General features: G+C 67.5%; 25 protein-coding genes and 1 tRNA gene. 9 read left to right on the plus strand and 17 right to left on the minus strand.

All coding sequences use genetic code 11. The features are described 5' to 3' along the window. Positions 1-95: 95 nt before the first annotated feature. The 4 genes from FHW79_RS18920 to FHW79_RS18935 all read left to right on the plus strand — a co-directional run bounded on the left by FHW79_RS18920 (position 96) and on the right by FHW79_RS18935 (position 4,578). On the plus strand, positions 96-1,193 hold the full coding sequence (locus tag FHW79_RS18920) for an ABC transporter ATP-binding protein (RefSeq protein ID WP_244947760.1): 1,098 nt from the start codon (positions 96-98) through the stop codon (positions 1,191-1,193). 95 nt (positions 1,194-1,288) lie between these two features. Then, positions 1,289-2,335, plus strand: a complete 1,047-nt coding sequence (locus FHW79_RS18925) for an ABC transporter substrate-binding protein (protein WP_183180378.1) — start codon at positions 1,289-1,291, stop codon at positions 2,333-2,335. Between the two features lie 153 nt (positions 2,336-2,488). Further along, positions 2,489-3,751, plus strand: coding sequence for an ABC transporter permease (locus tag FHW79_RS18930; RefSeq protein ID WP_183180379.1), 1,263 nt, complete (start codon positions 2,489-2,491; stop codon positions 3,749-3,751). Beyond that, a complete protein-coding gene (locus FHW79_RS18935) occupies positions 3,748-4,578 on the plus strand; it encodes an ABC transporter permease (RefSeq protein WP_014198219.1) in 831 nt (276 codons plus the stop codon). Before FHW79_RS18930 ends, FHW79_RS18935 begins: the two co-directional genes overlap by 4 nt. Positions 4,579-4,640: 62 nt before the next feature. On the opposite strand, the gene FHW79_RS18940 is transcribed toward FHW79_RS18935, so the two are convergent. Further along, positions 4,641-5,225, minus strand: a complete 585-nt coding sequence (locus tag FHW79_RS18940) for a cupin domain-containing protein (protein WP_183180380.1) — start codon at positions 5,223-5,225, stop codon at positions 4,641-4,643. Positions 5,226-5,365: 140 nt separating this feature from the next. Between FHW79_RS18940 and gabD the strand changes: the two genes are divergently transcribed. From gabD to FHW79_RS18955, 3 genes are all read left to right on the plus strand, one after another. Next, positions 5,366-6,826 carry an NADP-dependent succinate-semialdehyde dehydrogenase gene (gene gabD / locus FHW79_RS18945; RefSeq protein WP_183180381.1) on the plus strand — a complete coding sequence of 487 codons (1,461 nt, stop codon included), beginning with the start codon at positions 5,366-5,368 and terminating at the stop codon, positions 6,824-6,826. 28 nt (positions 6,827-6,854) lie between these two features. Next, positions 6,855-8,141, plus strand: coding sequence for a 4-aminobutyrate--2-oxoglutarate transaminase (gene gabT, locus FHW79_RS18950; protein ID WP_035678320.1), 1,287 nt, complete (start codon positions 6,855-6,857; stop codon positions 8,139-8,141). Positions 8,142-8,272: 131 nt separating this feature from the next. Next, positions 8,273-9,157: a hypothetical protein gene (locus FHW79_RS18955; protein WP_183180382.1), complete on the plus strand. Its 885-nt coding sequence runs from the start codon at positions 8,273-8,275 to the stop codon at positions 9,155-9,157. Positions 9,158-9,166: 9 nt separating this feature from the next. Here FHW79_RS18955 and FHW79_RS18960 read toward each other — a convergent pair whose 3' ends face one another. Genes FHW79_RS18960 through FHW79_RS18975 form a run of 4 tightly spaced genes read right to left on the minus strand, consistent with a single transcriptional unit; the run spans position 9,167 to position 11,144 of the window. Continuing rightward, a complete protein-coding gene (locus FHW79_RS18960; RefSeq protein WP_183180383.1) occupies positions 9,167-9,532 on the minus strand; it encodes a DUF1428 domain-containing protein in 366 nt (121 codons plus the stop codon). Between the two features lie 41 nt (positions 9,533-9,573). Next, on the minus strand, positions 9,574-10,008 hold the full coding sequence (locus FHW79_RS18965) for a VOC family protein (protein WP_183180384.1): 435 nt from the start codon (positions 10,006-10,008) through the stop codon (positions 9,574-9,576). A gap of 34 nt (positions 10,009-10,042) precedes the next feature. Continuing rightward, positions 10,043-10,507, minus strand: coding sequence for an SRPBCC family protein (locus FHW79_RS18970; RefSeq protein WP_183180385.1), 465 nt, complete (start codon positions 10,505-10,507; stop codon positions 10,043-10,045). Then, positions 10,494-11,144 carry a TetR/AcrR family transcriptional regulator gene (locus FHW79_RS18975; RefSeq protein ID WP_183180386.1) on the minus strand — a complete coding sequence of 217 codons (651 nt, stop codon included), beginning with the start codon at positions 11,142-11,144 and terminating at the stop codon, positions 10,494-10,496. Before FHW79_RS18975 ends, FHW79_RS18970 begins: the two co-directional genes overlap by 14 nt. A 497-nt stretch (positions 11,145-11,641) precedes the next feature. Here FHW79_RS18975 and FHW79_RS18980 point away from each other — a divergent pair, with 497 nt between their 5' ends. Beyond that, positions 11,642-12,697: a hypothetical protein gene (locus tag FHW79_RS18980; protein ID WP_183180387.1), complete on the plus strand. Its 1,056-nt coding sequence runs from the start codon at positions 11,642-11,644 to the stop codon at positions 12,695-12,697. A gap of 530 nt (positions 12,698-13,227) precedes the next feature. Here the strand turns inward: FHW79_RS18980 and FHW79_RS18985 are convergent. The 3 genes from FHW79_RS18985 to rocF all read right to left on the minus strand — a co-directional run bounded on the left by FHW79_RS18985 (position 13,228) and on the right by rocF (position 16,658). Then, positions 13,228-14,343 (minus strand): M14 family metallopeptidase, encoded by a 1,116-nt coding sequence (locus FHW79_RS18985; protein ID WP_183180388.1) that lies wholly within the window; start codon positions 14,341-14,343, stop codon positions 13,228-13,230. Between the two features lie 104 nt (positions 14,344-14,447). After that, complete coding sequence (rocD, locus tag FHW79_RS18990; RefSeq protein WP_183180389.1) at positions 14,448-15,665, minus strand: ornithine--oxo-acid transaminase; 1,218 nt, start codon at positions 15,663-15,665, stop codon at positions 14,448-14,450. Between the two features lie 27 nt (positions 15,666-15,692). Further along, complete coding sequence (gene rocF, locus FHW79_RS18995; RefSeq protein WP_183180390.1) at positions 15,693-16,658, minus strand: arginase; 966 nt, start codon at positions 16,656-16,658, stop codon at positions 15,693-15,695. 130 nt (positions 16,659-16,788) lie between these two features. Between rocF and FHW79_RS19000 the strand changes: the two genes are divergently transcribed. Then, entirely contained in the window at positions 16,789-17,217 is a 429-nt protein-coding gene (locus FHW79_RS19000; protein WP_183180391.1) for an Lrp/AsnC family transcriptional regulator, read from the plus strand. 1 nt (position 17,218) lies between these two features. On the opposite strand, the gene FHW79_RS19005 is transcribed toward FHW79_RS19000, so the two are convergent. The 9 genes from FHW79_RS19005 to FHW79_RS19045 form a co-directional block, all read right to left on the minus strand. Continuing rightward, positions 17,219-18,298, minus strand: coding sequence for an AAA family ATPase (locus FHW79_RS19005; RefSeq protein ID WP_247884495.1), 1,080 nt, complete (start codon positions 18,296-18,298; stop codon positions 17,219-17,221). A gap of 144 nt (positions 18,299-18,442) precedes the next feature. Then, complete coding sequence (locus FHW79_RS19010) at positions 18,443-19,228, minus strand: galactosyltransferase-related protein (protein ID WP_183180393.1); 786 nt, start codon at positions 19,226-19,228, stop codon at positions 18,443-18,445. After that, a complete protein-coding gene (locus FHW79_RS19015) occupies positions 19,225-21,711 on the minus strand; it encodes a tetratricopeptide repeat protein (RefSeq protein ID WP_183180394.1) in 2,487 nt (828 codons plus the stop codon). Before FHW79_RS19015 ends, FHW79_RS19010 begins: the two co-directional genes overlap by 4 nt. Positions 21,712-21,720: 9 nt before the next feature. Beyond that, positions 21,721-22,443, minus strand: coding sequence for a hypothetical protein (locus tag FHW79_RS19020; RefSeq protein WP_183180395.1), 723 nt, complete (start codon positions 22,441-22,443; stop codon positions 21,721-21,723). 20 nt (positions 22,444-22,463) lie between these two features. After that, positions 22,464-23,441 carry a glycosyltransferase family 10 gene (locus FHW79_RS19025; protein WP_183180396.1) on the minus strand — a complete coding sequence of 326 codons (978 nt, stop codon included), beginning with the start codon at positions 23,439-23,441 and terminating at the stop codon, positions 22,464-22,466. 164 nt (positions 23,442-23,605) lie between these two features. Next, a tRNA-Phe gene (locus FHW79_RS19030) sits at positions 23,606-23,681 on the minus strand. 98 nt (positions 23,682-23,779) lie between these two features. Continuing rightward, positions 23,780-23,959: a DNA gyrase inhibitor YacG gene (gene yacG, locus FHW79_RS19035; protein WP_211108387.1), complete on the minus strand. Its 180-nt coding sequence runs from the start codon at positions 23,957-23,959 to the stop codon at positions 23,780-23,782. A gap of 24 nt (positions 23,960-23,983) precedes the next feature. Beyond that, positions 23,984-25,255 (minus strand): ribonuclease E/G, encoded by a 1,272-nt coding sequence (locus FHW79_RS19040; RefSeq protein ID WP_183180398.1) that lies wholly within the window; start codon positions 25,253-25,255, stop codon positions 23,984-23,986. Beyond that, positions 25,252-25,857 (minus strand): Maf family nucleotide pyrophosphatase, encoded by a 606-nt coding sequence (locus FHW79_RS19045; protein WP_183180399.1) that lies wholly within the window; start codon positions 25,855-25,857, stop codon positions 25,252-25,254. The genes FHW79_RS19040 and FHW79_RS19045 overlap by 4 nt, the downstream gene beginning before the upstream one ends. Positions 25,858-25,892: the final 35 nt, after the last annotated feature.

Genomic DNA, 25,892 nt, shown 5'->3' on the forward strand with positions numbered 1-25,892 from the left:
CTGACCCATTGCATAGGTCCTGTGTCGGGAACGCAACCCTGACTCCGGACCGCGCTCGGGACACCTCGGACGGGGGGAGGATGATGGACGGCGGCATGGTCACGACCGCACAGGCACTGGTGCGCTTCGTCGGGGTCCAGAAGACCTATGACGGCGAACACCTCGTGGTGAAGAACCTCGACCTCGACATCAAGAAGGGCGAGTTCGTCACCCTGCTCGGCCCCTCGGGCTCGGGCAAGACGACCACGCTGATGATGCTGGCCGGCTTCGAGGTCCCCACCCACGGCGATATCTATCTCGCCGACCGGCCGATCAAGAACATGCCGCCGCACAAGCGCGACATCGGCATGGTCTTCCAGAACTACGCGCTGTTCCCCCACCTGACGATCGAGGAGAACGTCGCCTTCCCGCTGACCGTGCGCAAGATGCCGCGGTCCGAGGTGAAGGAGCGGGTGCGGTCGGCGCTGCGCATGATCAAGCTGGAGAATCTGGCGCACCGCCATCCCGGCCAGCTGTCGGGCGGCCAGCAGCAGCGCGTGGCGCTCGCCCGCGCGCTGGTCTTCAACCCGCAGCTCGTCCTGATGGACGAACCGCTGGGCGCGCTGGACAAGCGGCTGCGCGAGCACATGCAGCTCGAGATCAAGCAGTTGCACGAGACGATGGGCATCACCGTCGTCTACGTCACCCACGACCAGAGCGAGGCGCTGACCATGTCGGACCGCATCGCGGTGTTCAACGACGGCATCGTTCAGCAGATCGACAAGCCGGACGCGCTGTACGAACGCCCGGTCAACAGCTTCGTCGCCAACTTCATCGGCGAGAACAACGTGCTGAGCGGCACCGTCGAGAATATCGAACAGGGCTTCTGCCGCGTGGCGCTGGCGTCGGGCGGTTCGGTCGTGGCCCAGGCGGTCAACGTCGCCGGCGCCGGGGCCGCCACCGCGCTGTCGGTCCGGCCGGAGCGCATCAGCATCCTGACCGACGGGCAGGCCCCGGACGGCATGAACGCCCTGCCCGCCCAGGTGCAGGACACCATCTATCTCGGCGACCACGCGCTGGCTGTGCTGAAGGTCGCCGGCAACGGGGAATTCATGGTCAAGCTGCCGCCGGGCGCCCATGCGGGCCTCAGCCACGGCCAGAGCGTGTCCATAGGCTTCCGCCCCGAGGACTGCCGGGCGCTCGATCCCGTGTGATCGGCCGCACCCGTCCGTCCGGTCTCTCCGGGAGGGGGGACCGGGGGCGCGCAACACCTCCTGACGCAACCACGCATAATGAAGGAACGGGGACGATGTCGAAGCTTAAGGTGGCAGTTGGGTTCCTTGCGACGTTCACTGCCGGTGTGGCGCTGGCCACCGCCGCGCAGGCCCGCGACCTGACGGTCGTGTCCTGGGGCGGCGCCTATCAGGAAGCCCAGAAGAAGGTCTATTTCGAGCCGTTCAAGAAGGCCGGCACCCCGATGAACGACGAGTCCTGGGACGGCGGCATCGGCGTGCTGCGCGCCAAGGTCCAGGGCGGTGCGGCGACCTGGGACGTCGTGCAGGTGGAAAGCGAGGAACTGGCCGTCGGTTGCGAAGAGGGCCTGTTCGAGACGATGGAGTTCAACCGGATCGGCGGCGAGCAGGCCTACCTGCCGCAGACCGTCGATGCCTGCGGCGTCGGCGCGATCGTGTACGACTTCGTCCTCGGCTACGACAAGGACAAGCTGAAGGACGCGCCGAAGAGCTGGGCCGACTTCTTCGACACCACCAAGTTTCCGGGCAAGCGCGGCCTGCGCCAGGGCGCCAAGACCACCCTTGAGATCGCTCTGATGGCCGACGGCGTCGCGCCGAAGGACGTCTACAAGGTCCTGGGCACCGAAGAGGGCCTGGAGCGCGCGTTCAAAAAGCTGGACACCATCAAGAACGACATCGTCTGGTGGAAGGCCGGCGCCCAGCCGCCGCAGCTCCTGGCCTCGGGCGAGGTGGCGATGACCTCCGTCTACAACGGCCGCATCGACGCCGCCAACAAGGCCGAGAAGAAGAACTTCGGCATGGTGTGGAACGGCGCGCTCTACACCATCGACAGCTGGGTGATCCTGAAGGGCAGCCCGAACAAGGAGGCCGCATACAAGTTCCTCGATTTCGTCGGCAAGGCGGAGAACCAGGCCAAGCTGTCCGAGAACATCGCCTACGGCACCTCGAACAAGGACGCCCCGTCAAAGCTGGCCCCGGCCGTGCTGAAGGACCTGCCGACCGCCCCGGAAAACATGAAGAACGCGGTCGAGATCAGCGTTCCCTTCTGGCTGGAGAACATCGACCGCCTGACCGAGCGCTTCAACAAGTGGGCGGCGAAGTAAGCCGCTGAGCAGAGCCCCCACCCTAACCCTCCCCCGCTGACGCAGGGGAGGGAATCAATCTCCCTCCCCCGCGGAAGCGGGGGAGGGCCGGGGTGGGGGCCCACCTCGACCACCCCGCACACGTCTCTACCGCATTTTCGAAATAGGCCGCCCATGACAGCCGCGTTCGTCGCCGGCGCCGATGCGTCGTCCGAGGTGCCTCTCAAGCGCCGCCTGAAACGGGCGGAGCGGACGCGCCGGCTCAAGGCCCTGGCGCTGATCCTGCCGCTCCTCCTCTTCCTGCTCTTCACCTTCCTCGGTCCCATCGCCGGCATGCTCTGGCGCTCGGTCGACGACTGGGAGGTGCGTCAGGTCCTGCCCCACACCGTCGCGGCCCTGGCCGACTGGGACGGCAAGGACGTTCCGGGCGAGCCGGCCTTCGCCGCGCTGGCCGGCGACATCCGCACGGCGCGCGACGCCGGCACCGTCGCCATCGCGTCCAAGCGGCTGAACTACGCGCTGAACGGCTTCCGCACCATCATGTCGGGCACGGCGCGCAACCTGAAGGCCCTGCCCGAACCCGGCACCGCCAAGGACACGCTGATCGGCATCAACCCGGCCTGGGGCGAACGCGCCACCTGGGCGGCGATCAAGGGCGCCAGCGGGCCGCTCACCAGCTTCTACCTGCTGGGGGCGCTCGACCTGACGCGCAACCTGGACGGCGCCATCGTCGCCGCCCCCGAGGAGCAGGCGATCTACCGCGACGTCTTCGGCCGCACCTTCACCATCAGCCTGGGCGTGACGGTCCTCTGCCTGATCCTGGGCTTCCCGGTCGCCTACATGCTGGCGACGCTGCCCACGGGCCAGTCGAACGTGCTGATGATCTTCGTGCTGCTGCCCTTCTGGACCTCGCTTCTGGTGCGCACCTGCGCCTGGATCGTCGTGCTGCAGAGCGAGGGCATCGTCAACGACAGCCTGCGCTGGATCGGCCTGATCGACGAGCCGCTGCGCCTGATCTACAACCGCTTCGGCGTCTATGTGGCGATGACGCATGTGCTGCTGCCCTTCATGATCCTGCCGCTCTACAGCAGCATGCGGTCGATCTCCCCGGCCTACATGCGGGCCGCGGCGTCGCTCGGCGCTTCGCCGGTCACCGCCTTCCTGCGCATCTACCTGCCGCAGACCGTGCCCGGCATCGGGGCGGGCAGCCTGCTCGTCTTCATTCTGGCCATCGGCTACTACATCACGCCGGCCCTGGTGGGCGGAGCCGCCGACCAGATGATCAGCTACTTCATCGCCTTCTACACGACGGAAACCGTCAACTGGGGTCTGGCCTCGGCGCTGGGTGCCGTGCTTCTGCTCGCCACGCTGCTGCTGGCCGTCGTCTATGGAAAGCTGGTCCACGGCCAGCAGGTCACGGGAGGGATGAAGAATTGAGCGACAACCACGCCCCCCGCACCGCCAGCCAGCGCGTCGCCTGGATCACCACCGTGGTCGTCGCCTCGCTGGTGCTGGTCTTCCTGATGGCGCCGATCCTGGCGATCATGCCGCTGTCCTTCAGCTCCGGCTCCTACCTGACCTACCCGCTGCCGGGCCTGTCGCTGCGCTGGTACGAAGACTTCCTGAACTCCCCGCGCTGGGTGTCGTCGCTGAAGAACAGCGTCATCATCGGGGTGGCCTCGACCATCCTGTCGATGGTTCTGGGCACGCTCGCCTCGCTCGGCCTCGCCCAGTGGAAGAGCAAGTTCAAGCCGCTGGTGCTGGCCATCGTGCTGTCGCCGGTCGTCGTGCCGGGCGTCATCACCGCGGTCGGCCTGTACTTCTTCTTCGCGCCGCTGGGCCTGACCGGCAGCTACGCCGGGCTGATCCTGGCGCACACCGCGCTGTCCACACCCTTCGTGGTCATCACGGTCAGCGCGACGCTGCAGAGCTTCGACATGAACCTGGCGCGGGCCGCGGCCTCGCTCGGCGCCTCGCCGATCTACGCGTTCCGCCGGGTGATCCTGCCGCTGATCCTGCCGGGTCTGGCCTCGGGCGCCCTGTTCGCCTTCGCCACCAGCTTCGACGAGGTGGTGGTGGTGCTGTTCATGGCGGGTCCGGAGCAGCGCACCCTGCCCCGCGAGATGTTCAGCGGCATCCGCGAGAACATCAGCCCGACCATCACGGCGGCGGCGGTGATCCTGACGACCATCTCGGTCATCCTGCTCGCCACGCTGGAGGCGCTGCGCCGCCGCAACGAGCGGCTGAAGGGCAACCTGCGCTGACATGAAAAAGCCGGGCGGCCCGATGGGCGGCCCGGCCTTTCCTCAAATCCGGTGGAGTGATGTCACAGGTACGGCGGGGTGCAGGCGCTGATGATTTCGCATTCCTCGTCGCCGACGTTGCGGAAGCGGTGCGGAATGCGGCTGTCGAACAGATAGGCGTCGCCGGGACCGAGGATCTCCTTGCGGTCGCCGACCGTCAGCTCGATCCGGCCCTTGATGACGACGCCGCCCTCCTCCGATTCATGCTGGAGCATGGTGCGCCCGCCGGTGTCGGCGCCGGGGGCGTATCGCTCGTGCAAGACCTGGAGGTTGCGGCCGTGCAGGTCGCCGACCTGCCGGAAGGACATGAAGCCGACCCGGCTCTTCACCAATCCGGTCAGTTCGACCAGATCGCTGCCCTTGAAGAAGATCTGCTCGCGCGGCGGCAGGTCGTCGGAGGAGAAGAACTCCGCCAGGGTCATCGGAATGCCCTGGAGCACCTTGCGCAACGAGGAGACGGACGGGCTGCACCGGTTCTGCTCGATCAGCGAGATGGTGCCGTTGGTCACGCCCGCCCGTTGCGCCAACTGGCGCTGGGACAGGGCGTGCGCTTCGCGAACCTGCTTCAGGCGCGCGCCCACGTTGAAATCGACAGCGTCCACATCCATGGATCGGTTCCTCGCTCCTGACCGGAAGGCATACCGGATTCGCGTGTGTGCGTCATCAAAAACTCAACACCCGATTAGGGTTGTTTAATTTATTAAACATGGGTACGCTCCCTTCACATCGCAAATCGAGGCTGATTCCCATGCTGTCGCTGAACGACCAGAGCCTTCTTCGGACACAAGCCTATGTGAACGGCGCGTGGCGCGACGCCTTCTCCGGCAAGACCTTCGCGGTCACCAACCCGGCGACGGGCGAGGAGCTGGCCCAGGTCGCCGACGTCGGCGCGGAAGAGACGCGGCAGGCCATCAACGCCGCCGACGCCGCCCTGCCGGCGTGGCGCGCCAAGACCGCGAAGGAGCGCGCGGCCATCCTGCGCCGCTGGTTCGAGCTGATCATGGCGGCGCAGGAGGATCTGGCCGTTCTGATGACCCTGGAGCAGGGCAAGCCGCTGGCCGAGGCCCGCGGCGAGGTCGCCTACGGCGCCAGCTTCATCGAGTGGTTCGCCGAGGAGGGCAAGCGCGTCTACGGCGACGTGATCCCCAGCTTCGCCGACAACAAGCGCATCGTCGTCCTGAAGGAGCCGATCGGCGTCGTCGCGGCGATCACCCCGTGGAACTTCCCCAACGCGATGATCACCCGCAAGGTCGGCCCGGCGCTGGCCGCCGGCTGCACCATCGTGGTCAAGCCGGCGGAGGACACCCCGCTGTCCGCCCTGGCGCTGGCCGAGCTGGCCGAGCGCGCGGGCGTCCCGGCCGGTGTGTTTAACATCGTCACCGGGTCCGACCCGGTCGCCATCGGCGGCGAGCTGACCGCCAGCCCGATCGTGCGCAAGCTGTCCTTCACCGGCTCGACCGAGGTCGGCAAGATCCTGATGCGCCAGTCCGCCGACACGGTGAAGAAGGTGTCGCTGGAGCTGGGCGGCAACGCGCCCTTCATTGTGTTCGACGATGCCGACCTGGACGAGGCGGTCAAGGGCGCGCTCGCGTCCAAGTACCGCAACTCCGGCCAGACCTGCGTCTGCGCGAACCGCCTGCTGGTCCAGGCCGGCGTCTACGACGCCTTCGCCGCCAAGCTGGCCGAGGCGGTGAAGCAGATCCGCGTCGGCAACGGCATGGAGGCCGGAGTCACCCAGGGCCCGATGATCAACGGCCAGGCCGTCGAGAAGGTCGAGGAGCTGATGGGCGACGCGCTGGCCAAGGGCGCCAAGGTCGCGCTCGGCGGCAAGCGGCACGCGATGGGCGGCACCTTCTTCGAGCCGACGATCCTGACCGGCGTCACCACCGAGATGCGCGTGGCCCGCGAGGAGATCTTCGGCCCGGTGGCCCCGCTGTTCAAGTTCGAGACGGAAGCCGACGCCATCCGCATGGCGAACGACACCGAATTCGGTCTGGCGGCCTATTTCTACAGCCGGGACATCGGCCGGGTGTGGCGTGTGGCCGAGCAGCTCGAATACGGGATGGTCGGCATCAACGAAGGCATCCTGTCGACCGAGGTCGCGCCGTTCGGCGGCATCAAGCAGTCGGGCATCGGGCGGGAAGGCTCCAAGTACGGTGTGGAGGACTTCCTGGAGATCAAGTACCTGTGCGTCGGCCTGGGCGCCTGACGCCATCCTTTCCAATCGGGGGTTTGAGATGAGCAACCAGTCCTTCCAGGATCGTCGCAACGCCGCCGTTCCGCGCGGCCTCGCCAACGCCATGCCGGTCTATGTCGACCGCGCCGAAAACGCCGAGCTGTGGGACGTCGAGGGCAACCGCTTCATCGACTTCGCCGGCGGCATCGCGGTGCTGAACACCGGCCACCGCCATCCGAAGATCATCGAGGCGGTGAAGGCCCAGCTCGACCGCTTCACCCACACCTGCGCGATGGTCACGCCCTACGAGTCCTTCGTGACCCTGGCGGAGCGGCTGAACGCGCTGGTGCCGGGCTCCACGCCGAAGAAGACCGCCTTCTTCACCACCGGCGCCGAAGCCGTCGAGAACGCGGTGAAGATCGCCCGCGCCCACACGGGCCGTCCGGGTGTGATCGCCTTCTCCGGCGCCTTCCACGGCCGCACGCTGCTGGCGATGGCGCTGACCGGCAAGGTCGTGCCCTACAAGGTCGGCTTCGGCCCCTTCCCGGCCGAGGTCTACCACGCGCCCTTCCCCAACGCCTACCGCGGGGTCAGCGTCCAGGACAGCCTGAAGGCGCTGGAGCAGCTGTTCAAGTCGGACGTGGACGCCACCCGCGTCGCCGCGATCATCGTGGAGCCGGTGCAGGGTGAGGGCGGCTTCAACATCGCCCCGCCGGAGTTCCTGCAGGCACTGCGCAAGATCTGCGACGACAACGGCATCCTGCTGATCATCGACGAGATCCAGACCGGCTTCGCCCGCACCGGCAAGATGTTCGCCATCGAGCATTCCGGCGTCGAGCCCGACCTGATGACCATGGCGAAGAGCCTGGCCGGCGGTTTCCCGCTGTCGGCGGTCACCGGCAAGGCGGAGATCATGGACGCCCCGATCCCCGGCGGCATCGGGGGCACCTACGCCGGCAGCCCGCTGGCGACCACCGCGGCGCTGGCCGTGCTGGACGTCATCGAGGAGGAGAAGCTGATCCAGCGCTCCAACGACCTGGGCGAGCGCATCGCCGGCCGCTTCCGCACCATGGCCCAGCGCAACACGCTGTCGGTGATCGGCGACGTGCGCAACCTGGGCGGCATGATCGCCATGGAGCTGGTGAAGGACCGCGGCACCAAGGAGCCGGCGGCGGAGCTGACCAAGGCGCTGGTCGCCAAGGCGGCGGAGAAGGGCCTCGTCCTGCTGTCCTGCGGCACCTACGGCAACGTGATCCGCATCCTGGTTCCGCTGACCGCGTCGGACGCGCTGGTGGACGAGGGCCTGGACATCATCGAGCGCTCCCTGGAGGAGCTGGTTTCGGCCTGAGGCCGCGACCTGATTTTTCACTGAAGTCCCCAGACTGCACGCCCTCCTTCCCACATGGGGAGGAGGGTTTCTTTTTGTGCGCCCGCCCGCCCACGCTTTAGGATGAGGGCGCGGAACGGAGGGGCAAGCGCATGGCCGGCGGGATCGACATCGTCATCATCAAGAAGAGCGGCCTGGGCGACGCCGGGGCCAGCGTCTTCGGCGAGGTCGCGGAAACCCTGCGCTTCGCGCTGCGCCGCCTGGGCATCGACGCGGAGATCGTGTGGAACCGCGTCGGCCGCCGGCGCCGCGCCATCGTCCTGGGCGGGCACGACCTGACGCCGGAGGAAGGCGACCGGCTGCCCAGCGGCACCATCCTGTACAATCTGGAGCAGATCGCCACGCTGCACCCGCGCAACGCCCATTACCTGGACCTGCTGCGCCGCTGCCGGGTGTGGGACTACAGCCTGCGCAACATCGCCGAACTGGCCGGCCAGGGCATCCGGGCGCGCCTCGTCCCCATCGGGCATGTGGACGAGATGACCCGCATCCCCAACAGCCCCGCCCCCGGCATCGACGTGCTGTTCTACGGCGCGGTGAACCCGCGCCGCCGCGCCATCCTCGACGCGCTGGGCGAGCGCGGGCTGACCGTGGTCGCCCTCCAGCATTATTATGGAGCGTTGCGCGACGGCTTCATCGCCGATGCGAAGCTGGTGCTGAACCTGCATTACTACGAGGCGGGCATCTTCGAGATCGTCCGCGTCTCCCACCTGCTGTCCAACCGCAAGGCGGTGCTGGCCGAGCGCCACCCCGACACCGAGATCGACTCAGACCTGCTCGACGCCATGGCCTTCGCCCCCTACGACGGGCTGGTCGCGGCGGCCTGCGCGCTGGTCGCCGACGGTGCGCGGCGCGAGGCGCTGGCCGAGGCGGGATACCGGCGCATGAGGGAGCGGGACGCGGCGGCGCTGATGCGCGGCGCCGCCGCGGACCTTGGGCTTTCACACAGCGAGGCCGGCGTGCTCACCGGCCCCTGAGGGGGGCGCTCACAGCTCGACGACCGGCGCGAAGCCGCCGAAGATCATCCGCTTTCCGTCGAAGGGCATCGGATTCTTCTCAGGGCTGAACCGCTCGTCGGTCTTCATCAGCTCCTCGATCCGCCCCATGGCGGCGTCCCGCGTCGCCTTGTCCGGCCATTCGATCCAGGAGAAGGCGACCGTCTCGTCGTCCGTCGCCTGCACCGCCCGGCGGAAATCGGTGAGCTTGCCGTTGGGCACGTCGTCGCCCCAGCATTCGATGATGCGCGTCGCGCCAAGCTCCTTGAACAGAACGTCGATCGTGTTCGCGTGGTCGATGAAGGCCTGCTTGTTGGCCGTCGGCACCGCGATGACGAACCCGTCGATGTAGCTCATGTCGTTCCTCCCCTTCTTGTTTGACGCTTCGGCCCCGTCCGTCAGGACGCCGCCGCGCCTGGGTCCTTCGCGCCGGTGTGGTTCAGCATCCAGGGCGTGCCGAAGCGGTCGGTGAACATGGCGAAGCGCTCGGCCCAGAAGGTCTCGCCCGGCGCCATCTCCACGGATCGGGCGTCCTTGGCGAGCGCGTCGTACACACGGTCGAACTCGGCGAGCGACGGCGGAGCGATCTGCACCCGGAAGCCCTGAGGCGTGCTGTACATGCAGTCCGACGAGTCGGAGGCCATCACCGTGGTCGCCCCCAGCTTCACCATCATGTTCATCACGAGCTGGTCGTCGCCGGGCATCCGGCTGTCCGCATCCGGGGCGTCGCCGTTGCGGAACACATAGACGATTTCGCCGCCGAGGGTTTCGGCGTAGTGGGTCATCGCTTCCAGGCAGGTCCCGTTGAAGAACAGGTAGATCGTCGGTTCCATGGTTTCGTTTCCTCCCGGTCAGAGTGTTCTTGTGTCAGAGCGTTTTGGCGAGGGCTTCGAGCTGGTCGGTCGCTTTGCCCCAGCCTTCGTGGAAGCCCATCTTCTCGTGCTCGTCGCGCGCCTCGGCGCTCCAGTGCATGGCGCGCGCGGTGTAGAGGGTCTGGCCGGCGCCCGCATCCTCGAACCGCACCTCGGCGGTCATGAAGGCCCGGCCCGACGGCCGCCAGCCGGGACGGAAGGCGTCGGTGAAGACGAGGCGCCGCCCCTCCTCCACGTCGAGGAAGACGCCGGGTTCGCCGAAGGACTCGCCGTTCGGGCCGTTCATCAGCGTGAAGAACTCGCCGCCCGGCCGCAAGTCCATCCGCGCCTCGGACACGAACCAGGGCCTGGGGCAGAACCACTGTTTCAGCAGTTCGGGCTCGGTCCAGCAGCGCCACAGCGCGCCGCGCGGCGCGTCGAGGCTGCGGGTCAGGACGAGGTCGCGCTCAACTTCCGTCATGGGGGTTCCCTTTCGAACGGGGCGTTGAAAAGAGCAGCGTGAGGTAGCGTTTCAGGTGATCGACGCTGTCCAGCGCCTCCGCGCGCCCGCCCGTCGCCTTGGCGAGGATGAAGGCGCCCTGGAGGACGGCCTGGGTGTGCCGCGCGAGGCTGGCCGGGGTCCAGTCGGCCTCGATGCCGCGCGCCGCCATGGCCGCCGCGATGTCCGGCTCCAGGGTCGCCGCGTGGCCGAAGATGCTGGCGGCGCAGGCGTCGCGGATCGCCGGGTGCGACCCGTAGACCTCCTGCGTCATGGTCCCGACGAGGCAGGTGAATTCGGCGGGATCGCCGTCGATGATCGCCTTGCGGAACTCGACATAGCCGAACAGCCGGTCGAGCGGGTCGTCGAGCTTGCGGTACGGCGCGTTCGCGAAGAAGGCCGAGGTGGTTTCCGTCCAATAAGCGGCGGCGGCGACGCCGAGCGCTTCCTTGGTCTCGAAATGATGGAAGAACGCGCCCTTGGTGACCCCCGCCGCTTTGCAGAGATCATCGACGGAGGTCGCCGCGAAGCCCTTGGCCCGGATGACGTCCCGCGCCGCTTCGAGAAGCCGGGTGCGGGCGTCGCCACGTTCGGGGTGATGTTTGGCGGGTCTCGGCATGGATGGAAACATACCGAACGGTTGGTATGGACGTCAAGCGTCAGAAGTTGCCGTCATAACACCAGGATCGCCACCGGCCGGCCGCCATAGCCTTCGTCCCTTACGACGAGTTTGCAGAATCCTTCCGCGCGCTGTTCACGGATGGGAATGCATGATCAAAAAGCGATTATGGCACATAAAATGCTGAAAATTCCGGACTACAACAAATACCATCACGAGTATTTCGAAACATTCTGATGCAAATGAAGAAAAAATTCTATTATATATTTTTCTTCTCCATGATATTATTTATAATACACTTCCCTTTGAAAAACTACTTTCAAGTTTTTCTTACATTTCTTGCTATGAAACTAAATTGCTAATTGCATAAAGTTTTATTACACATATCTGCAACAGCCATAAGACACTGCGACCATTCCTGCCGTTGCATTTCGGTATAAAATCGTGAAAAATTCTTCTATCCTTCCGCCTATTCTGCCACTTGGAGGAGATTGAACATGATGCCCTTTGCTACCGAATTCCCGGTCAAAGCCGGCCTAGATTCAAGAATGTTTGTCGCTCAAATTATAACTTGGTTAAAAGGAACGCAGTACAGTAGATTATTCGAAAATAATGTAGAGATCGATTTGGATGGCGATTCACCATTAGCCATAAGCGCGAATGGAGAAGAATTACGCTTAAGGGTTCTTAAAGTTTCAGGAGCAGAGAAGGCCGTAGGATTTCGTCATGACTTCCCTGACCAGGAAGGACGCCTTTGGCGAACTGAGTCCGTTTTATTGAGAAACGACAAAGAAGGCGACCAAAGCATAGTGCGTTTTCGAACCCAATGCATTGCAAGAGAGTCTGGGGCAAAGCTTCACCACCCACGGAAACCTTACATAATTAAATCTTTCTTAGTTGATCGTCTATCAGGAACTGATGGGCAATTTCTTGTTTCTGATGAGCCTGTTTGGCTCAAAAACAACGACGATTCACTCCAGCTAGCAGAATCCATTTCTCTTGGGAAAGCTAGCAACAATCTCCCAATTATTTATATCTCCACAATAAAAGGCTCGTCATGGCCATTTAATAGAAAACAGGTAGATAAACTTGCATATGAACTAGGCGGAGTGGCTCATGTTGTAGTTGAACCTGACAGGGATTTTTCCATAACCTTGCGCGACTTAACCTCTGGACAAAATGTATACGGAGGAGCTATTGGAATTGCTTTGCCGAATTATGGATTCGTTCGCCGGCTATTTGCTAGCAAGCAATCCCCTGGATCGCGAAATCTCGTAGATATAGTCCATGATACTGCTCACGCACTTCGCAGCCAAATGCCATCCTGCGGCTGGGATTGGACTGAACTTCAAGAACAATCGCTACGTCAACATCGCCAACGCGAACGAAATCGGTTAACTTCTCAAGAGGAAAGGGCTCTTTACGAAGAAGAAAACGAAAATTTGCGCGAGACAATTGTACAGCTCAAAGACGATCTTGCTCGCCAACAATCCATAAATTCAAACAATGCGCATGAAAACTATTTACATTCATATATTGCCTCACAAGTTTGACCAGAAATATATCCTGGTGAATTTTTAGACAGACTTCGAGATTCTGCAAAATCCAGTCTCACCCGTTGTGACCAAGATGGACTTGATAGCCGTTCAAAAGCTATCCTTGAGAAATTCTCTGCGCTAGCGCCATCTGCCGGACTCCGAGAATTAATAGAAGATCTAAAACGCTCCACCAAAGATTCAAAACGAATTGCCAACCAACTAACTGAACTACTCTGCCGACATGGATATAGAATAAAATCACAAAACAAACACATTCGACTTGAGCCTCAAGATGGGTACTTTGGGCTTGAAACAATTACTATATCAACGACACCAAGCGATATAAGAGGCTTGTCCAATCAAAGAGCACAAATTGAACGGACATTAGGAATAAATAGGCTCGCGAAATAAACGACCATAATCATAGAAACACTTGGCAATTCCTGAATCCGCTTGCGCGAAGATCATTGCCGTGTGCGGCAGACCGAGGAAATTACCGAGTGATATCCTTAAGAAGCTAATGACCGCCTGTGATTGCCCGGTACTTACGCGCTCAACAACGGCCCCGTCCGCCGCAGCGTCGTCCCCGCCACCTTGGCGATCCGCTTGCCCGCCAGGGTGAAGCGAGTCGCACTGTGGGCGTAGAGCACGCCCGCCGATTCGCTGCGCACCGGGGTCACCTCGCCGGTCAGCGGGTCGAGGATGTCGGCGACCACGGCGCCGGCCTCCACGCGGTCGCCCGCCTTGTGATGGAAGACCACCACGCCGCCCACCGGAGCGGTCAGGGGTTCGGAGGATTCCAGCGGGGTCGGCGCGCACAGCGGCTCCGGCAGGGCCGGCGGCTCGCCGGACAGGACGCCGGCGTGGGTGAGGAAGCCGGCGATGGCCTGGGCGTCCGCTTCGCCCTGGGCGTGCTCCACGTCGGCCTGCCCGCGCAGCTCCACGGTCACCGAATGGCAGCCGAAGGGGATCGGGCGGTCGGGCCAGCGCTTGGCAAGCTCGTTCCAGGGGCGGCTGACCGCCTCGTCGAAGGGGTCCCCACCGGATTCCTCGGCCAGGAACACGGCCTGCGCGCCGAGAAGCCGCTGCAACGGGGCGAAGGCCTCCGCCGAGGGCGTCAGGGTGTAGAGGTGCATCACCGCTTCCAGGTCGCAATGCAGGTCCAGCACCCAATCGGCCTGGAGCGCGAGGCCCAGAAGACGGTGCTTCATGTGCTCCGTCTCGGTGCGCGGGGTGCGCTCGGCCAGGGCGTCGGCCAGGGCGGCGCGGATGGCGGCCTTGTTGGCCTCGCCGTCGTCGGTCAGGCGGTCGGCCACGCGCTCGGCCACCGCCTCGGCCAGGTGGGGGTAGTCGCGGTTGAAGTTCTTGCCGTCGTCCTGGTCGAAGCGGCCCAGGTGATGGTCCATCAGCGACTGGCCCAGCCCCACCGGGTTGGCGACCGGGACGAGGATCACCTCGCCGGCGATCCGCCCCTCGGCCTCCAGTTTGGTCAGGATGCGGCGCAGCTTGTCGGCCACCAGCATCGCCGGGATCTCGTCGGCGTGCAGCGACGCCTGGATGTAGGCGCAGGGCCGCGCGCCCGCCGTGCCGAAGCGCTGGACGGTCAGGGTCCGCCGGGTGCCGGGGGTGGCGGACGGGAGGTCGATGATGGCGCTGTGCATGGCGGATCGCTGCCGGATGAATGAGAAGCCCGCCCCACCGTGGCGAAGGCCGGGGCGGGCCGCAAGCGCCTTTTGCGCCGGGCACCCTTTCCGCAGGCCCCCCTTTACGGAAGGGCGGTGCCCGTCAGGACGGCGTCGAACTGCTCCAGCGCCCAATCGACCTGCGCGCGGGTGATGACCAGCGGCGGGGCGATGCGGATGGTGTGGTCGTGGGTGTCCTTCGCCAGCACGCCGCGCGCCCGCAGCGCCTCGCAATAGCGGCGCGCCCCGCCCGCCTCCGGGTGCAGTTCCACCGCCAGCATCAGGCCGCGCCCGCGCGTCTCGCGGATCACGTTGCTGCGGATGGCGCCGAGCTGCTCCAGGAAATAGGCGCCCTGGGTGGCGGCGTTGTCGATCATGCCCTCCTCCACCAGCACCCGCATGGCGGCGCGGGCGACAGCGCAGGCCAGCGGGTTGCCGCCGAAGGTGCTGCCGTGCTGGCCGGGCTTCAGCACGCCCAGCACCTCGGAGTTCGACAGCACCGCCGACACCGGGTAGAAGCCGCCGGACAGCGCCTTGCCGATCAGGGTGACGTCGGCCTCCACCCCCTCATGCTCCTCGGCCAGCAGCTTGCCGGTGCGGCCCAGCCCGGTCTGGATCTCGTCCAGGATCATCACGACGTTGCGCTCCGTGCACAGGTCGCGAACCCGGCGCAGGTAGCCGGCGGGCGGGATGACCACGCCGGCCTCGCCCTGGATCGGCTCCAGCAGGACGGCCACCGTGTTGGGGGTCAGCGCCGCCTCCAGCGCCGCCGCATCGCCGAAGGGCACGGTGCGGAAGCCCGGCGTGAAGGGGCCGAAGCCGCCGCGGGCGTCCGGGTCGGTGCTGAAGCTGACGATAGAGATGGTGCGGCCGTGAAAATTGTCCGAGCAGACGATGATCTCCGCCTGGTTCTCCGGCACGCCGCGCACCTCGTAGCCCCACTTGCGCACCGTCTTGATCGCCGATTCCACCGCCTCCGCCCCGCTGTTCATCGGCAGGATCTTGTGCGAGCCGGTCAGCGCCGCCAGCTCCTCGTAGAACGGCGCGAGCTGGTCGTTGCGGAAGGCGCGGGAGGTCAGCGTCAGCTTCGACGCCTGTTGCACCATCGCCTCCAGGATCTTCGGATGGCAATGGCCCTGGTTGACGGCGGAGTAGGCCGACAGGCAGTCGAGGTAGCGGTTGCCCTCGGTGTCCCAGACATACACGCCCTCGCCGCGCGCCAGCACGACGTCCAGCGGCTTGTAATTGTGGGCGCCCAGGCGGTGTTCGGTCCCGATCAGGTCGGCGGCGTGCTGAAGCATGGCGTTCTCTCCGGGTCTGTTTCTTTTTCAAACGGCTTGGCCGCCGATCTGCGACTGGGTGACGGCGGGGTCGATGATGCGGCGCCCGAACAGGCTCGCCACCAGATCGACCAGCAGGAGGGCACTCTTGCCCCGCTCGTCCAGGAAGGGGTTCAGCTCCACCACGTCGAGCGAGCCGACGACGCCGGCGTCGTGCAGCATCTCCATGATCAGGTGCGCCTCGCGGTAGGTCGCCCCGCCCAGCACCGCCGTTCCCACCGCGGGCGCGATGGCAGGGTCGAGGAAATCCACATCCAGGCTGACGTGCAGATGGCCGCCGGCCTGCCGCACCCGCTCGATGATGCGGCGCATGTGGACACCGACGCCGTGCTCGTCGATCAGCCGCATGTCCACCACGTCCACCCCGCGGGCGCGCAGCAGGCGCCGCTCGCCGGGGTCGAGGGAGCGGATGCCGAACAGATGCACATGGGCCGGGTTCACGGTGGCCCGCTGCTCCGGCGGGAAGACGTCGTCGAAGCCGTCCTCCCCGCACAGCAGAGCCACCGGCATCCCGTGCATGTTGCCGGACGGCGAGGTGTGGGGGGTGTTGAAGTCGCCGTGCGCGTCCAGCCACAGCACGAACAGCGGCTTGCCGGCCTCCCGGCAATGGCGGGCCACCCCGGTGACCGAGCCCATGGACAGGCTGTGGTCGCCACCCAGGAACACCGGCACCCCGCCCGTCCGCATCATGGCGTAGGAGCGGTCGGCCAACGCCCGCGACCAGGCGGTGATCTCCGCCAGACGGGCCGTCGCTGCATCGCCCTCGCTCCAAGGAGCGGGCGTCAGGTCCCCCAGGTCACGCACCTCATGCTCGAGATCGCGCAGGGCGCGGACCAGCCCCGCCGTGCGCAGCGCCGCCGGCCCCATCAGGGCGCCGGGATGGCCGGCCCCCGCCTCGATGGGAACGCCGATGATCTCCACGAAGCGCTGATCGTCCCGATCCCCCGACGCCATGCCGCCCCTCTCCCTGCGCGATCGTGCCTTCCATGACTATCGGGGGCGGCACCGGCGGCAGAAAGACGGAAAAGTGCCAACGAACGGCGGCGTTTTTGACAGTCTGACAAGCCCGGCTTATCATTCTGGCATGGACGACCTGGACCACCGCCTGCTGGGCCTGCTGCGCGCCGACGCCCGCCAGCCCGTCGCCGGCCTCGCGGCCGCGCTGAAGGTGTCGCGCGCGACCGTGCGCGCCCGCATCGACCGTCTGGTCGACAGCGGGGTCATCGCCGGCTTCACGGTGCTGTTGCGCAAGGATCTGCGGCCCGCCATGGTCCGGGCCATCACAATGATCGAGGTGGAGGGCCGCGCCGCCGAAACGGTCATCGCCCGCCTGCACGGTTTTCCGGAGGTGCGGACGGTCTACACGACCAACGGGCGCTGGGACGTCGTCGCTGAAATCGAAACGGAGTCGCTGGAGGCGTTCGACGACACGCTGCGCCGCGTCCGGCAGATCGCCGGCATCGCCTCCACCGAGACCAGCATCCTGCTCTCCGCCCGCAAGGCGGTGCTGTAGGTCAGCCGCCGAGCCCCGCCAGCACGCCGCCCAGAAGGGGTTGGCCGAACAGCACGCCAAGGGCAAATCCGACGATCAGCCCGACCGCCGCGGCGACCAGCGCCCGGCCGCCGCCGCCCTTGGGCGCCTCAGCCCCCGCGCTGCGTCCGTTGCCGCCGCCCGTGGACTCGTCGCCCTCGTCCTGCGCCGCCGCGCGGCGGGCGCTGTAGGAGGAGTCGGTGTCGGCGTGCCACGCGCGGATGCGGTCCTGCGCCGGCTTCAACTGCTCGTCGGTCGGGGAGGAGCCGCGGCCGTGGACGATCTCCCAGCCCAGCGCCAGGAAGCGCGTCGTCGTCCGCCCCTCCGGGCTGAAGATCGCGGCGGGCATCCGACGGTAGGTCGCCTTCACCACGTCCACGTCGTAGGGGATCGCCGTGCGGAACATCAGTTCCGGGAACTCGGAGCGCAGCAGGGTCAGCGATTCGCGTCCGACCTCGTCGTTGGTGATCGACAGCATCAGGATGCCGGCCACCGACAGGTTGGGGTTCATGCCCTTCTGGATGTGCTCGACCACCGACAGGGTGCGCTTCAACCCGTCCAGCGCGTAGCGCCCCGGAAAGACCGGCAGCACCAGCCGGTCCGACGCCGCCAGCGCGCCCGCCGCCAGGTGGCCGAGCGCCGGCGGGCAGTCGATCACCACGTAATCCGGCGGGTTGCGCGAGAAGTGCAGCGCCTTGCGCAGGCCGCGCTGCGAACCGCCGCGGGCGTCCAGCGCGTGTTCCAGCGAATAGAGCTTGCGCGCCCCGATGATCATCGACAGCCCGTCGAAGCTGGTCGGGGTGATGGCGTCCTCGACGAAGGTGTCCTGGCTCAGCAGGTCGTTGATGCCGACGCGCGCCTTCTCCCGCAGCAGGAAGTTGCTGGTGGCGCTGCTCTGCGGGTCGAAGTCGATCAGGACGACGCTCTTGCCCAGCGCGGCCAGCGCCAGGGCGAGGTTGACGGAGGTGGTCGTCTTGCCGACGCCGCCCTTCTGGTTGTACACCGCCAGGATGGTCGGCTGCCGCGTCTCCGGCGCGTCGAAGACGTCTTCGTGGCTGGTCATGTCCATTCCGCTTCGTCGTTTCGCGGGTGTTCGTCCTGCGGGCCAAAAGCCACCCCGAGCGGGGCAGGCAAGCGGCGCACTATACGCATTGGAACGCGCCGGTGTCTTCCCGCAGATGCGTCGGTGTCCCGAAAGGTAACAGCTTCAGCGCGCCCGGAAGGCCGCCAGTTGGCCGGGCAGCGGCGCCATGGTCAGGCGGACGCGCACGATCTCCCACCGTCCTTCGCCGCCGGGAGGCGCCCCGTCGCAGGGGCGGCGGTCGAGGATTTCGAAGGACAGGCTGGACAGGCCGTCCTCCTCCGGAATCGCGCCGCCGGACCAGTTCGCCTGGAAGACCCGCTTGTTGACCCGCGAGATGGTCGAGGCCGAGGCATCAGGGTTGAAGCCCTCGTTGTCGTGGTCCAGCGGCTCGAACCGGCCGGGCCGCCGCGCGGTCGGGATGCGGCGGGAGCGGATGCGCAGCGACAGGTCGAAATCCTCGTAGCCCCAGCCCCAATAGGCGTTGGAATAGCCGTCGATCCGCCGGAACACGTCGTTGGGCATCAGCAGGACGCCGCCCATCGTGCTTTCCAGGTCGGTGGTCACCGTCTGGTCCGAGCGGCCCGGCGCCACCGGCCGCTGCTCCGCCCCGAAGGACAGGATGGGGGTCGGCCGGTCAACCCAGGAGTAATCGGCGTCGATGGGCAGATAGTCGATGTCGTGCAGGCAGGTGTAGCCGCTCTCCGCCTCGCCCAGCAGGAAGCCGACATTCTTGACGGCGCCCCGGTTGAAGGGCAGCCCGGCCTCCTGCTCGACGATGGTGACGCGGTAGTCGATGGGATCGGCGAGTGTTGCGAAGTAAGCGCCGACCCGCGGCACGAAGTCCCGCAGATGGGCCGCGCGGTCGCGGTAGGGCACGACGATGTGAAGCCGCCGGTCCGTGGTCGTCATGGCGCGTCTCCTGCCGGTGCGAATCGTTGCCAGATCGCTTGGTAAGCGTCCTCCAGGTCGCGGGCGAAGCGCTCTCCGTCGAACAGCGGGCTGGCCGTCCGCGCCGATGCCAAGCGCGCCTTCAGGCCGGCCAGCCGTGCCGGATCGCGGGCGAGGTCCAGGGCCAGCGCCTCGTAGGACTCCAGCGAGCCGGTGATCAGGTCCGGCAGCCCCACCGTGTCGAGCAGGCTGGCCGCCACCCGCCCGGCGAAGGTCCCGCCGCGGCAGGTCACCACCGGAAGCCCGGTCCACAGCGCGTCGCTGGCCGTGGTGTGGGCGTTGTAGGGCAGCGTGTCGAGGAACAGGTCGGCCAGCCGGTGCCGCGCCAGATGCTCCGCCAGGGGGCGCGGCGGCGCGAAGACGAGGCGTTCCGGCGCCACCTCGCGGGCCGCCGCCTCGCCCCGCAGGTTGCCGGCGACCAGCGGGTTGCCGGCGTAGAGCCACAGCACGCTCCCCGGCACGGCGCGCAGCAGCCGCGCCCAGACGTCGAACACAGCGGGGGTCAGCTTGTAGGGGCTGTTGAAGCAGCAGAAGACGAAGCCGTCCTCCGGCAACCCGCAATCGGCGCGCGTCGGCGTGCGCTCCGCGATGGCGCGGTGGCGGTCGTTGGGCTGATAGCAATGGGGGAGCTGGACCACCGCCTCGCTGTAGAACGCCTCCTCGCCCGGCGGGATGGTCGCCGCGTCGGCCAGGATCACGTCGATGAAGTCCGCCCCCATGGTGCCGGGATAGCCCAGCCAGTTCACCTGCACCGGGGCGGGCCGCGCCGCCAGGATCGGTGTGCGGGCGAAGGCCGTGTAGCCCTTCAGGTCCACCAGGATGTCGATGCCATCGGCGGCGATGGCTTGCGCGGCGTCGCGGTCGGAGCGGTCGCGCAGGTCCACAAAGCGCTCGACCGCTGCGGTCAACCGGCGGCGCATCGGGCTTCCGTCGTCAATGCCGGTGGAATAGGCGGTGACGGCGAATCGCGTCCGGTCGTGCCGCTCCAGAAGCTCCGCCATCAGATAGGCGGTGGCGTGCTCGTGGAAGTCGGCGGAGAGATAGCCGATGCGCAGGCGACCGTCTCCGGCGACGGCGGGACGCGCCACCGCCGGCACGCCGCGCGCCTTCTGCCGCGCCCATCGCTCCGCCGCCGCCCGCTGGTCCGCCGGGGTCGTGTCCACCGCCAGCAGGCCGAAGGGCGGCACGCCCAGCGCCCCGGCGCGCAGCCGGCCGATCAGATCGCCCTCCAGCGCCGGCAGGTCGCGCCAGTCGCAGGCGTGCCTCTGCTGCTGCACCAGCTGCGCCAGCGCCGGGTTGTAGGCGGGGGAGAGCCGGCGAACGCGGCGGAGGGCCTCGATGGACGGCGCGACCCGGTCGGCCAGAGTGGCGGCAGCGGCGAGATCCTCCCATCCTGCCCGGTCACCGGGATCGAGGGCCGTCGCCCGGCGCAGCGCGTCGAGCGCGGCGTCCGGCCTCAAGGCGCCGGTCAGTGTCTGGCCGAGAATCCGCCACGCCGCGGCGTGGTCGGGATGCCGCCCGATCGCGCCACGCAGCACCGCGAGCGCGCCCGCCGTGTCGTGCAGGCCGAGCAGTTCCACCGCCAGATCGACCGCCGCCGTCGGGGAACCAGGTTGAAGCCCGAGAACCGCCCGGTACTCGGCCGCTGCCGCCTCCCGCCGGCCGGCGGCGGACAGCGCGTTGGCGAGGTTGCGACGCGGGCCGGGATCGTCCGGGGCCAGCCGCACCGCCACCGCGTTCACCCGCACCGCTTCACTCCAGCGGCCCGCCGCGTGGGCGGCGTTGCCGAGCAGCATCCAGCCGTGCCGGTCCGCCGGGTCAAGCGCCGCCATCCGGCGCCCGATCCGCCACGCCTCGTCCAAGCGCCCGGCGGCCAAAGCGAGGCCGCCGAGGTTGTTGAGGGACACCGCATGCTCCGGGTTGTGTGACAGCGCCGCGCGGTAGGCGGCTTCGGCCTCGCCGGTCCGGCTCAGGCTTTCCAGCGCGACCGCCAGATTCTTCCAGGTGCCGGCGTCCTCCGGCTGGTGGCGCAGGGCCTCGCGGTAGGCGGTTTCGGCCTCGCCGGGGCGGCCCTGCTCCTGGAGCGCGACGCCGAGGTTGTTCCACACCGCACCCAGACCGGAGCATGCCGCCAGGACGGCGCGGTAATGCGGTTCGGCCTCCGCCGGGCGTCCCTGGGCGTGATGAGCCAGCGCCAGCCCGTAATGGGCGTCGGGAGAGCCGGGCGCCAGCTTCAGCGCCGCGGCGTAGACCGCCCCCGCCGGTCCCCATTGCGACAGCCCGGCCAGCAGGCCGCCGAAATCCAGGTACGTGTCCAAGTCCTTGCGCAGCGCCAGCGCCTGCTGGAACAACGCCACGGCCTCGCGGACGCGGCCCTCGCGCTGGGCGGCGACGGCCTGCCGGTGCAGCGCGGCGGCCCGTTCGGCGGTTTCGGGACGGTCCATGCGCGCCCCTCAATCCCGCTGGCGGGTGTGCAGCAGGATGCGCGGAATCTCCGGCGGGCGGCGGTCGTCACCCCATTGCGAGATATCGGGGATCGTGCTCACCCCGCGGCGGCGGGCCAGCAGGCTGAGGATGCTCTGGTCGTGGCGGTGGTCGCGGAACTCCGGGTAGTCGGGTTTGCCGCACTCGTTCGGCGCGTCGGTGAGGATGCGCTCGTCCTGGGCGAAGCGCAGCCATTCGGAGACGAAGGCGATGGTGTCCGGCGTCCGTTCGCAGACGATGAAACTCGCCAGGATCTGGGTGGCGTCGGTGTATTCGGGGCGGTCCAGCCGCATGAAATGGAAGCAGTCGCGCTTGGTCCAACCGCGGTTCTTGAATTCGTCCTGCAGCGTGAACAGCAGGATGGGCAGGTCGCGCCGTTCCCGGCACAGCTCGATCACCGGGTCGGCGCGGTGCACGAAATGGGCGCCGCTGTCGCAGTAGAACAGAACGTCGCCGTCCTTCAGGTGGTCGCGCAGCAGGGTCCAGATGGCCCAGGGCTTCCACAGCCAGTAGCCCGCCCCGCGCGGCTGGTCGAGGATGAAGCGGTTGCGCTCGACGAAGGCCGGGTCGATGTGCCCGCGGCCCAGCATCGCCACGGAATCGAAGCCGCCGACCTCCATCCCGCTCCGCGCGTTGCGCTTCTGCGCCGCCAGAAAGGCCCCGTCCGCGTAGTTCAGCAGCACCCGCGCCATCGCTCCCCCTCCCCCGGCCCTTACAGCCGGCTCTCGATCCAGTCGGCGAGGCGGTAGGCGTCGAAATGGAACTCCTCCGTCCCCAGGAAGGGCGCCACGGCGCGATGGGCGCAATAGGCGTCGTAATCACTGTCCACCGCCAGGATGCGCTCCACCGCCTCCTCGTCCGTGGCGAAGCGCGACACGTCGATGAAGCTGCCCGCGGCCACCTCGCGCTCCACCTCGGGATCGCCCCAGTAGAGCGGCACCGCGCCGGCCTGGAAGACGTCCAGGATCTTCTCCGTCAGATAGCCGGGGTGGCTGGCGTTCTCGAAGGCGAAGGCGAAGCGGTAACGTTCGAAGACGCGGATCTTGGCCAGCCAGCCCATCTTGACGACGCTGCCGGTGTTGTTCAGGTGCCAGCCCACCGAATCGACGCGCCGCCGCCCGTCCAGCGCCGGGAAGAAGCGGTTGCGGCGCTCGCCGTTCGGGTTCTTGTAGAGGAAGGCGCAGAAGCCGCGCTCCGCGAAGGCCGCCCGCGTCGGCGGCACCGGCGGGAGGACCGGCGAGCAGAAATGCGGCACCGCCCCCTCCCGCATGTGCTCGTAAGCGTGCATGACGTAGAGCGGCAGGCGGTAGTGGCGCGGGTCGTCGACGCGGTCGAAGGACACCGCCATGTCGAAGCCGTCCAGCGGCGGCCGGACGTTCTCCCCGGTGAAGAACAGGGTGCGGCGGCTGCGCGCCTCGCGGTGCCGCCCACCGAAGACCGACACGATGGCGAGGTCGCTGTCGTCCTCGACCACCGACAGGTCGAAGCGGCTGGACAGGATCTCGATGAAGAAGTTCGTGCCCTTGTCGAACTCCGGCCAGAAGTCGTGGAAGGCCAGCTTCAGCCGGGGCCGGCCGCCGCGCCGTCCGCGGTACGGGCCATGCAGCAGGAAGCGGTCGAGCCGCTCCGGATCGCCGCCGGGCTGTGAGAGGAATTCCGCCAGAAACGCGCTTGTCCGCTGATCGAGCATCCCGCCATCCGTGCCGGCTCGTTGCGCGACGCACGATACGGTCGTCGCGGCGCGAACGCCACCCCTTCCGCGCGCACCGGGCCGTGTGACGCGGCGCGGACAACAAAAAACGCCCCGTGGATGACGGAGCGTTCAAAACACCACAACCCCACGAAGGGATGAAGTGGTGCCCAGGGACGGAGTCGAACCGCCGACACGGGGATTTTCAGTCCCCTGCTCTACCAACTGAGCTACCTGGGCACCGAGGCCGCGATGGAGACCGCGGCGCGTCGAGGCGCGCTTTGTAGGCAAATTCGCCGGGCCTGTCCAGCCCTAAAATGCAGAAAAGCGCCGCCCCGTCACTCGCGCTCGTCCGCCTCTTCGGCGTCCGGGCGGTCGGGGCTTTCGATGCGGTAGACGCCGCCCAGCCAGCGCGACAAATCCACGTCGGCGCAACGCTTGGAGCAGAAGGGCTTGCTCTCCTCCACCGCCGGACGGCCGCAGATCGGGCAGGCTTTCTCGGTCGGCTTTGCGCCCATTGGCTTTTGATTGTCGTTCATCGCTCAATCCTCCGCCGCGCCGGTGCGGTTGGAGTCCAGCCGGGCGCTCCCCAGCAGCTCGGCCAGGGCCGTGCCGCGCCGGGCGCGGGTCATCTCCACCAGACCCAGCTTGGACAGGCCATAGACCTGGGTCTGCGCCGGGTCGTCCTCCACCGCGCGGGACAGCGCGTTCAGCAACCGCTCGGCGTCGCCCCGGTTGCGCATGTTGACGAAATCGACGACGACGATCCCCCCGGCGTTGCGCAGGCGCAGTTGCCGGGCAATCTCCGCCGCCGCCTCCAGATTGACGTCCAGCGGGTTGCCGCGTTCCCCCGCGTTGACGTCCACGACGGTCATCGCTTCCGTCCGCTCGATGACCAGCGACCCGCCGCCGGACAGCGGCACCCGCGTGCCGAGCAACGTTTCGATTTCAGCGTCGAGATCGCGCAGGTCGAACAGCCGCTGCCGCCCCCCCCCTGTCCGATCGGCGGACGGCGTGGGGAGCAGGCGGGCGTCGAACGGCTCCACCCGCTCCTCCAGGTCCGGCGCGCGGTCGGCGCACCAGCCGGCGAGGTCGTGGGCCAGAGCCGCGTCGTCCACGGTGATCCGCGACGGGGCGGCCGCCCCATGCTCGATCAGGGCGCGGCGCGGCGCGTCGGGGCCGGGCAGCAGCAGCGCAGGTCCGCCGCCCCGCTCCGCCGCGTCGCGGATGGACCGCCACGCCAGATGCAGCGCGTCCGACTCCGCGGCCAGCAGCCCGTCGGTCGCGGTGGCGGCGCCCGCCCGGACGATCCAGCCGGCCCCGGGGGCGATGTCCTGGATGCGGCGGGCCAGTTCGGCCCGCTCCGGCCCGCTGCCCAGCCGCTTCGACACCGCCACGTCGCGGCCCAGCGGCGCATGCACCAGGAAGCGGCCCGGCAGGGTGATGTCCATGGTCAGGGACGGCCCCTTGGCCCCGGTGGCGTCGGCCTTCACCTGAACCAGCACGGTCTGGCCGGTGCGCAGCAGGTTGCCGATCCGCTCGCCCTTGGCTTTCGGACGCCCCTTCGGCCCGCGGGCGTCGAGCGCGGAGAGCAGGCCCGACTTGCCGGTGCCGAGATCGACAAAGGCGCCGTCCAGCCCCGTCGCGATGCGCTCCACCCGGCCGAGGAACACATGGCCCAGCAGGGACGGACGCTCGGCATGGTCGATGTAGAGGTCGGTCAGCCGCCCGCCGGTGAGCACGGCGGCCCGCGTCAGCGGACCGTCGCGGTCGATGAGGATTTCCGATGCGGCGCCTCCCGTGGGGCCGGTCACGGCAGCGGGAACCCCGCGCCGCGCAGCAGCGCCGCCACCTCGAACAGGGGCAGCCCGACCACGTTGCTGTAGGAGCCGCCGATCCAGCGGACATGGGCCGCCGCCCGGCCCTGGATCGCGTAGCCGCCGGCCTTGCCCTGCCATTCGCCGGAGGCGATGTAGGACTCGGTCTCCTCGTGGGACAAGGATTTGAAGGTCACGTCGGTGCGCACCAGCCGCTCCGACCGGCGCAACGCTTCTTCTTCACCCGCAGGCGCCAGCAGAACGACCCCGCCGAACACCCGGTGCCGCCGCCCGGACAGCAGGCCGAGGCAGGCGCGCGCCTGTTTCTCTTCCTCCGCCTTGGGCAGGATGCGGCGGCCGCAGGCGACCACCGTGTCGGCGGCCAGCACGAAGGCGCCGGGATGGCGCGCGGCCACAGCGGCGGCCTTCTCGCCGGCCAGACGCAGCGCGTGCTGGGGCGGAAGCTCCCGCGGCAGGGGCGATTCGTCGATGTCTGCGGGGTCGACCGCGTCGGGCACCACGCCGATCTGGCGCAACAGGTCGAGCCGGCGGGGCGAGGCGGACGCCAGCACGAGCCGGTGGGTGGTTTCGGTGCTCATAACGCGGGGAGGATGGCCGACGGTGGAAACCGGTT

The sequence above is a fragment of the Azospirillum sp. OGB3 genome (assembly GCF_014192915.1).
Taxonomy (GTDB): domain Bacteria; phylum Pseudomonadota; class Alphaproteobacteria; order Azospirillales; family Azospirillaceae; genus Azospirillum.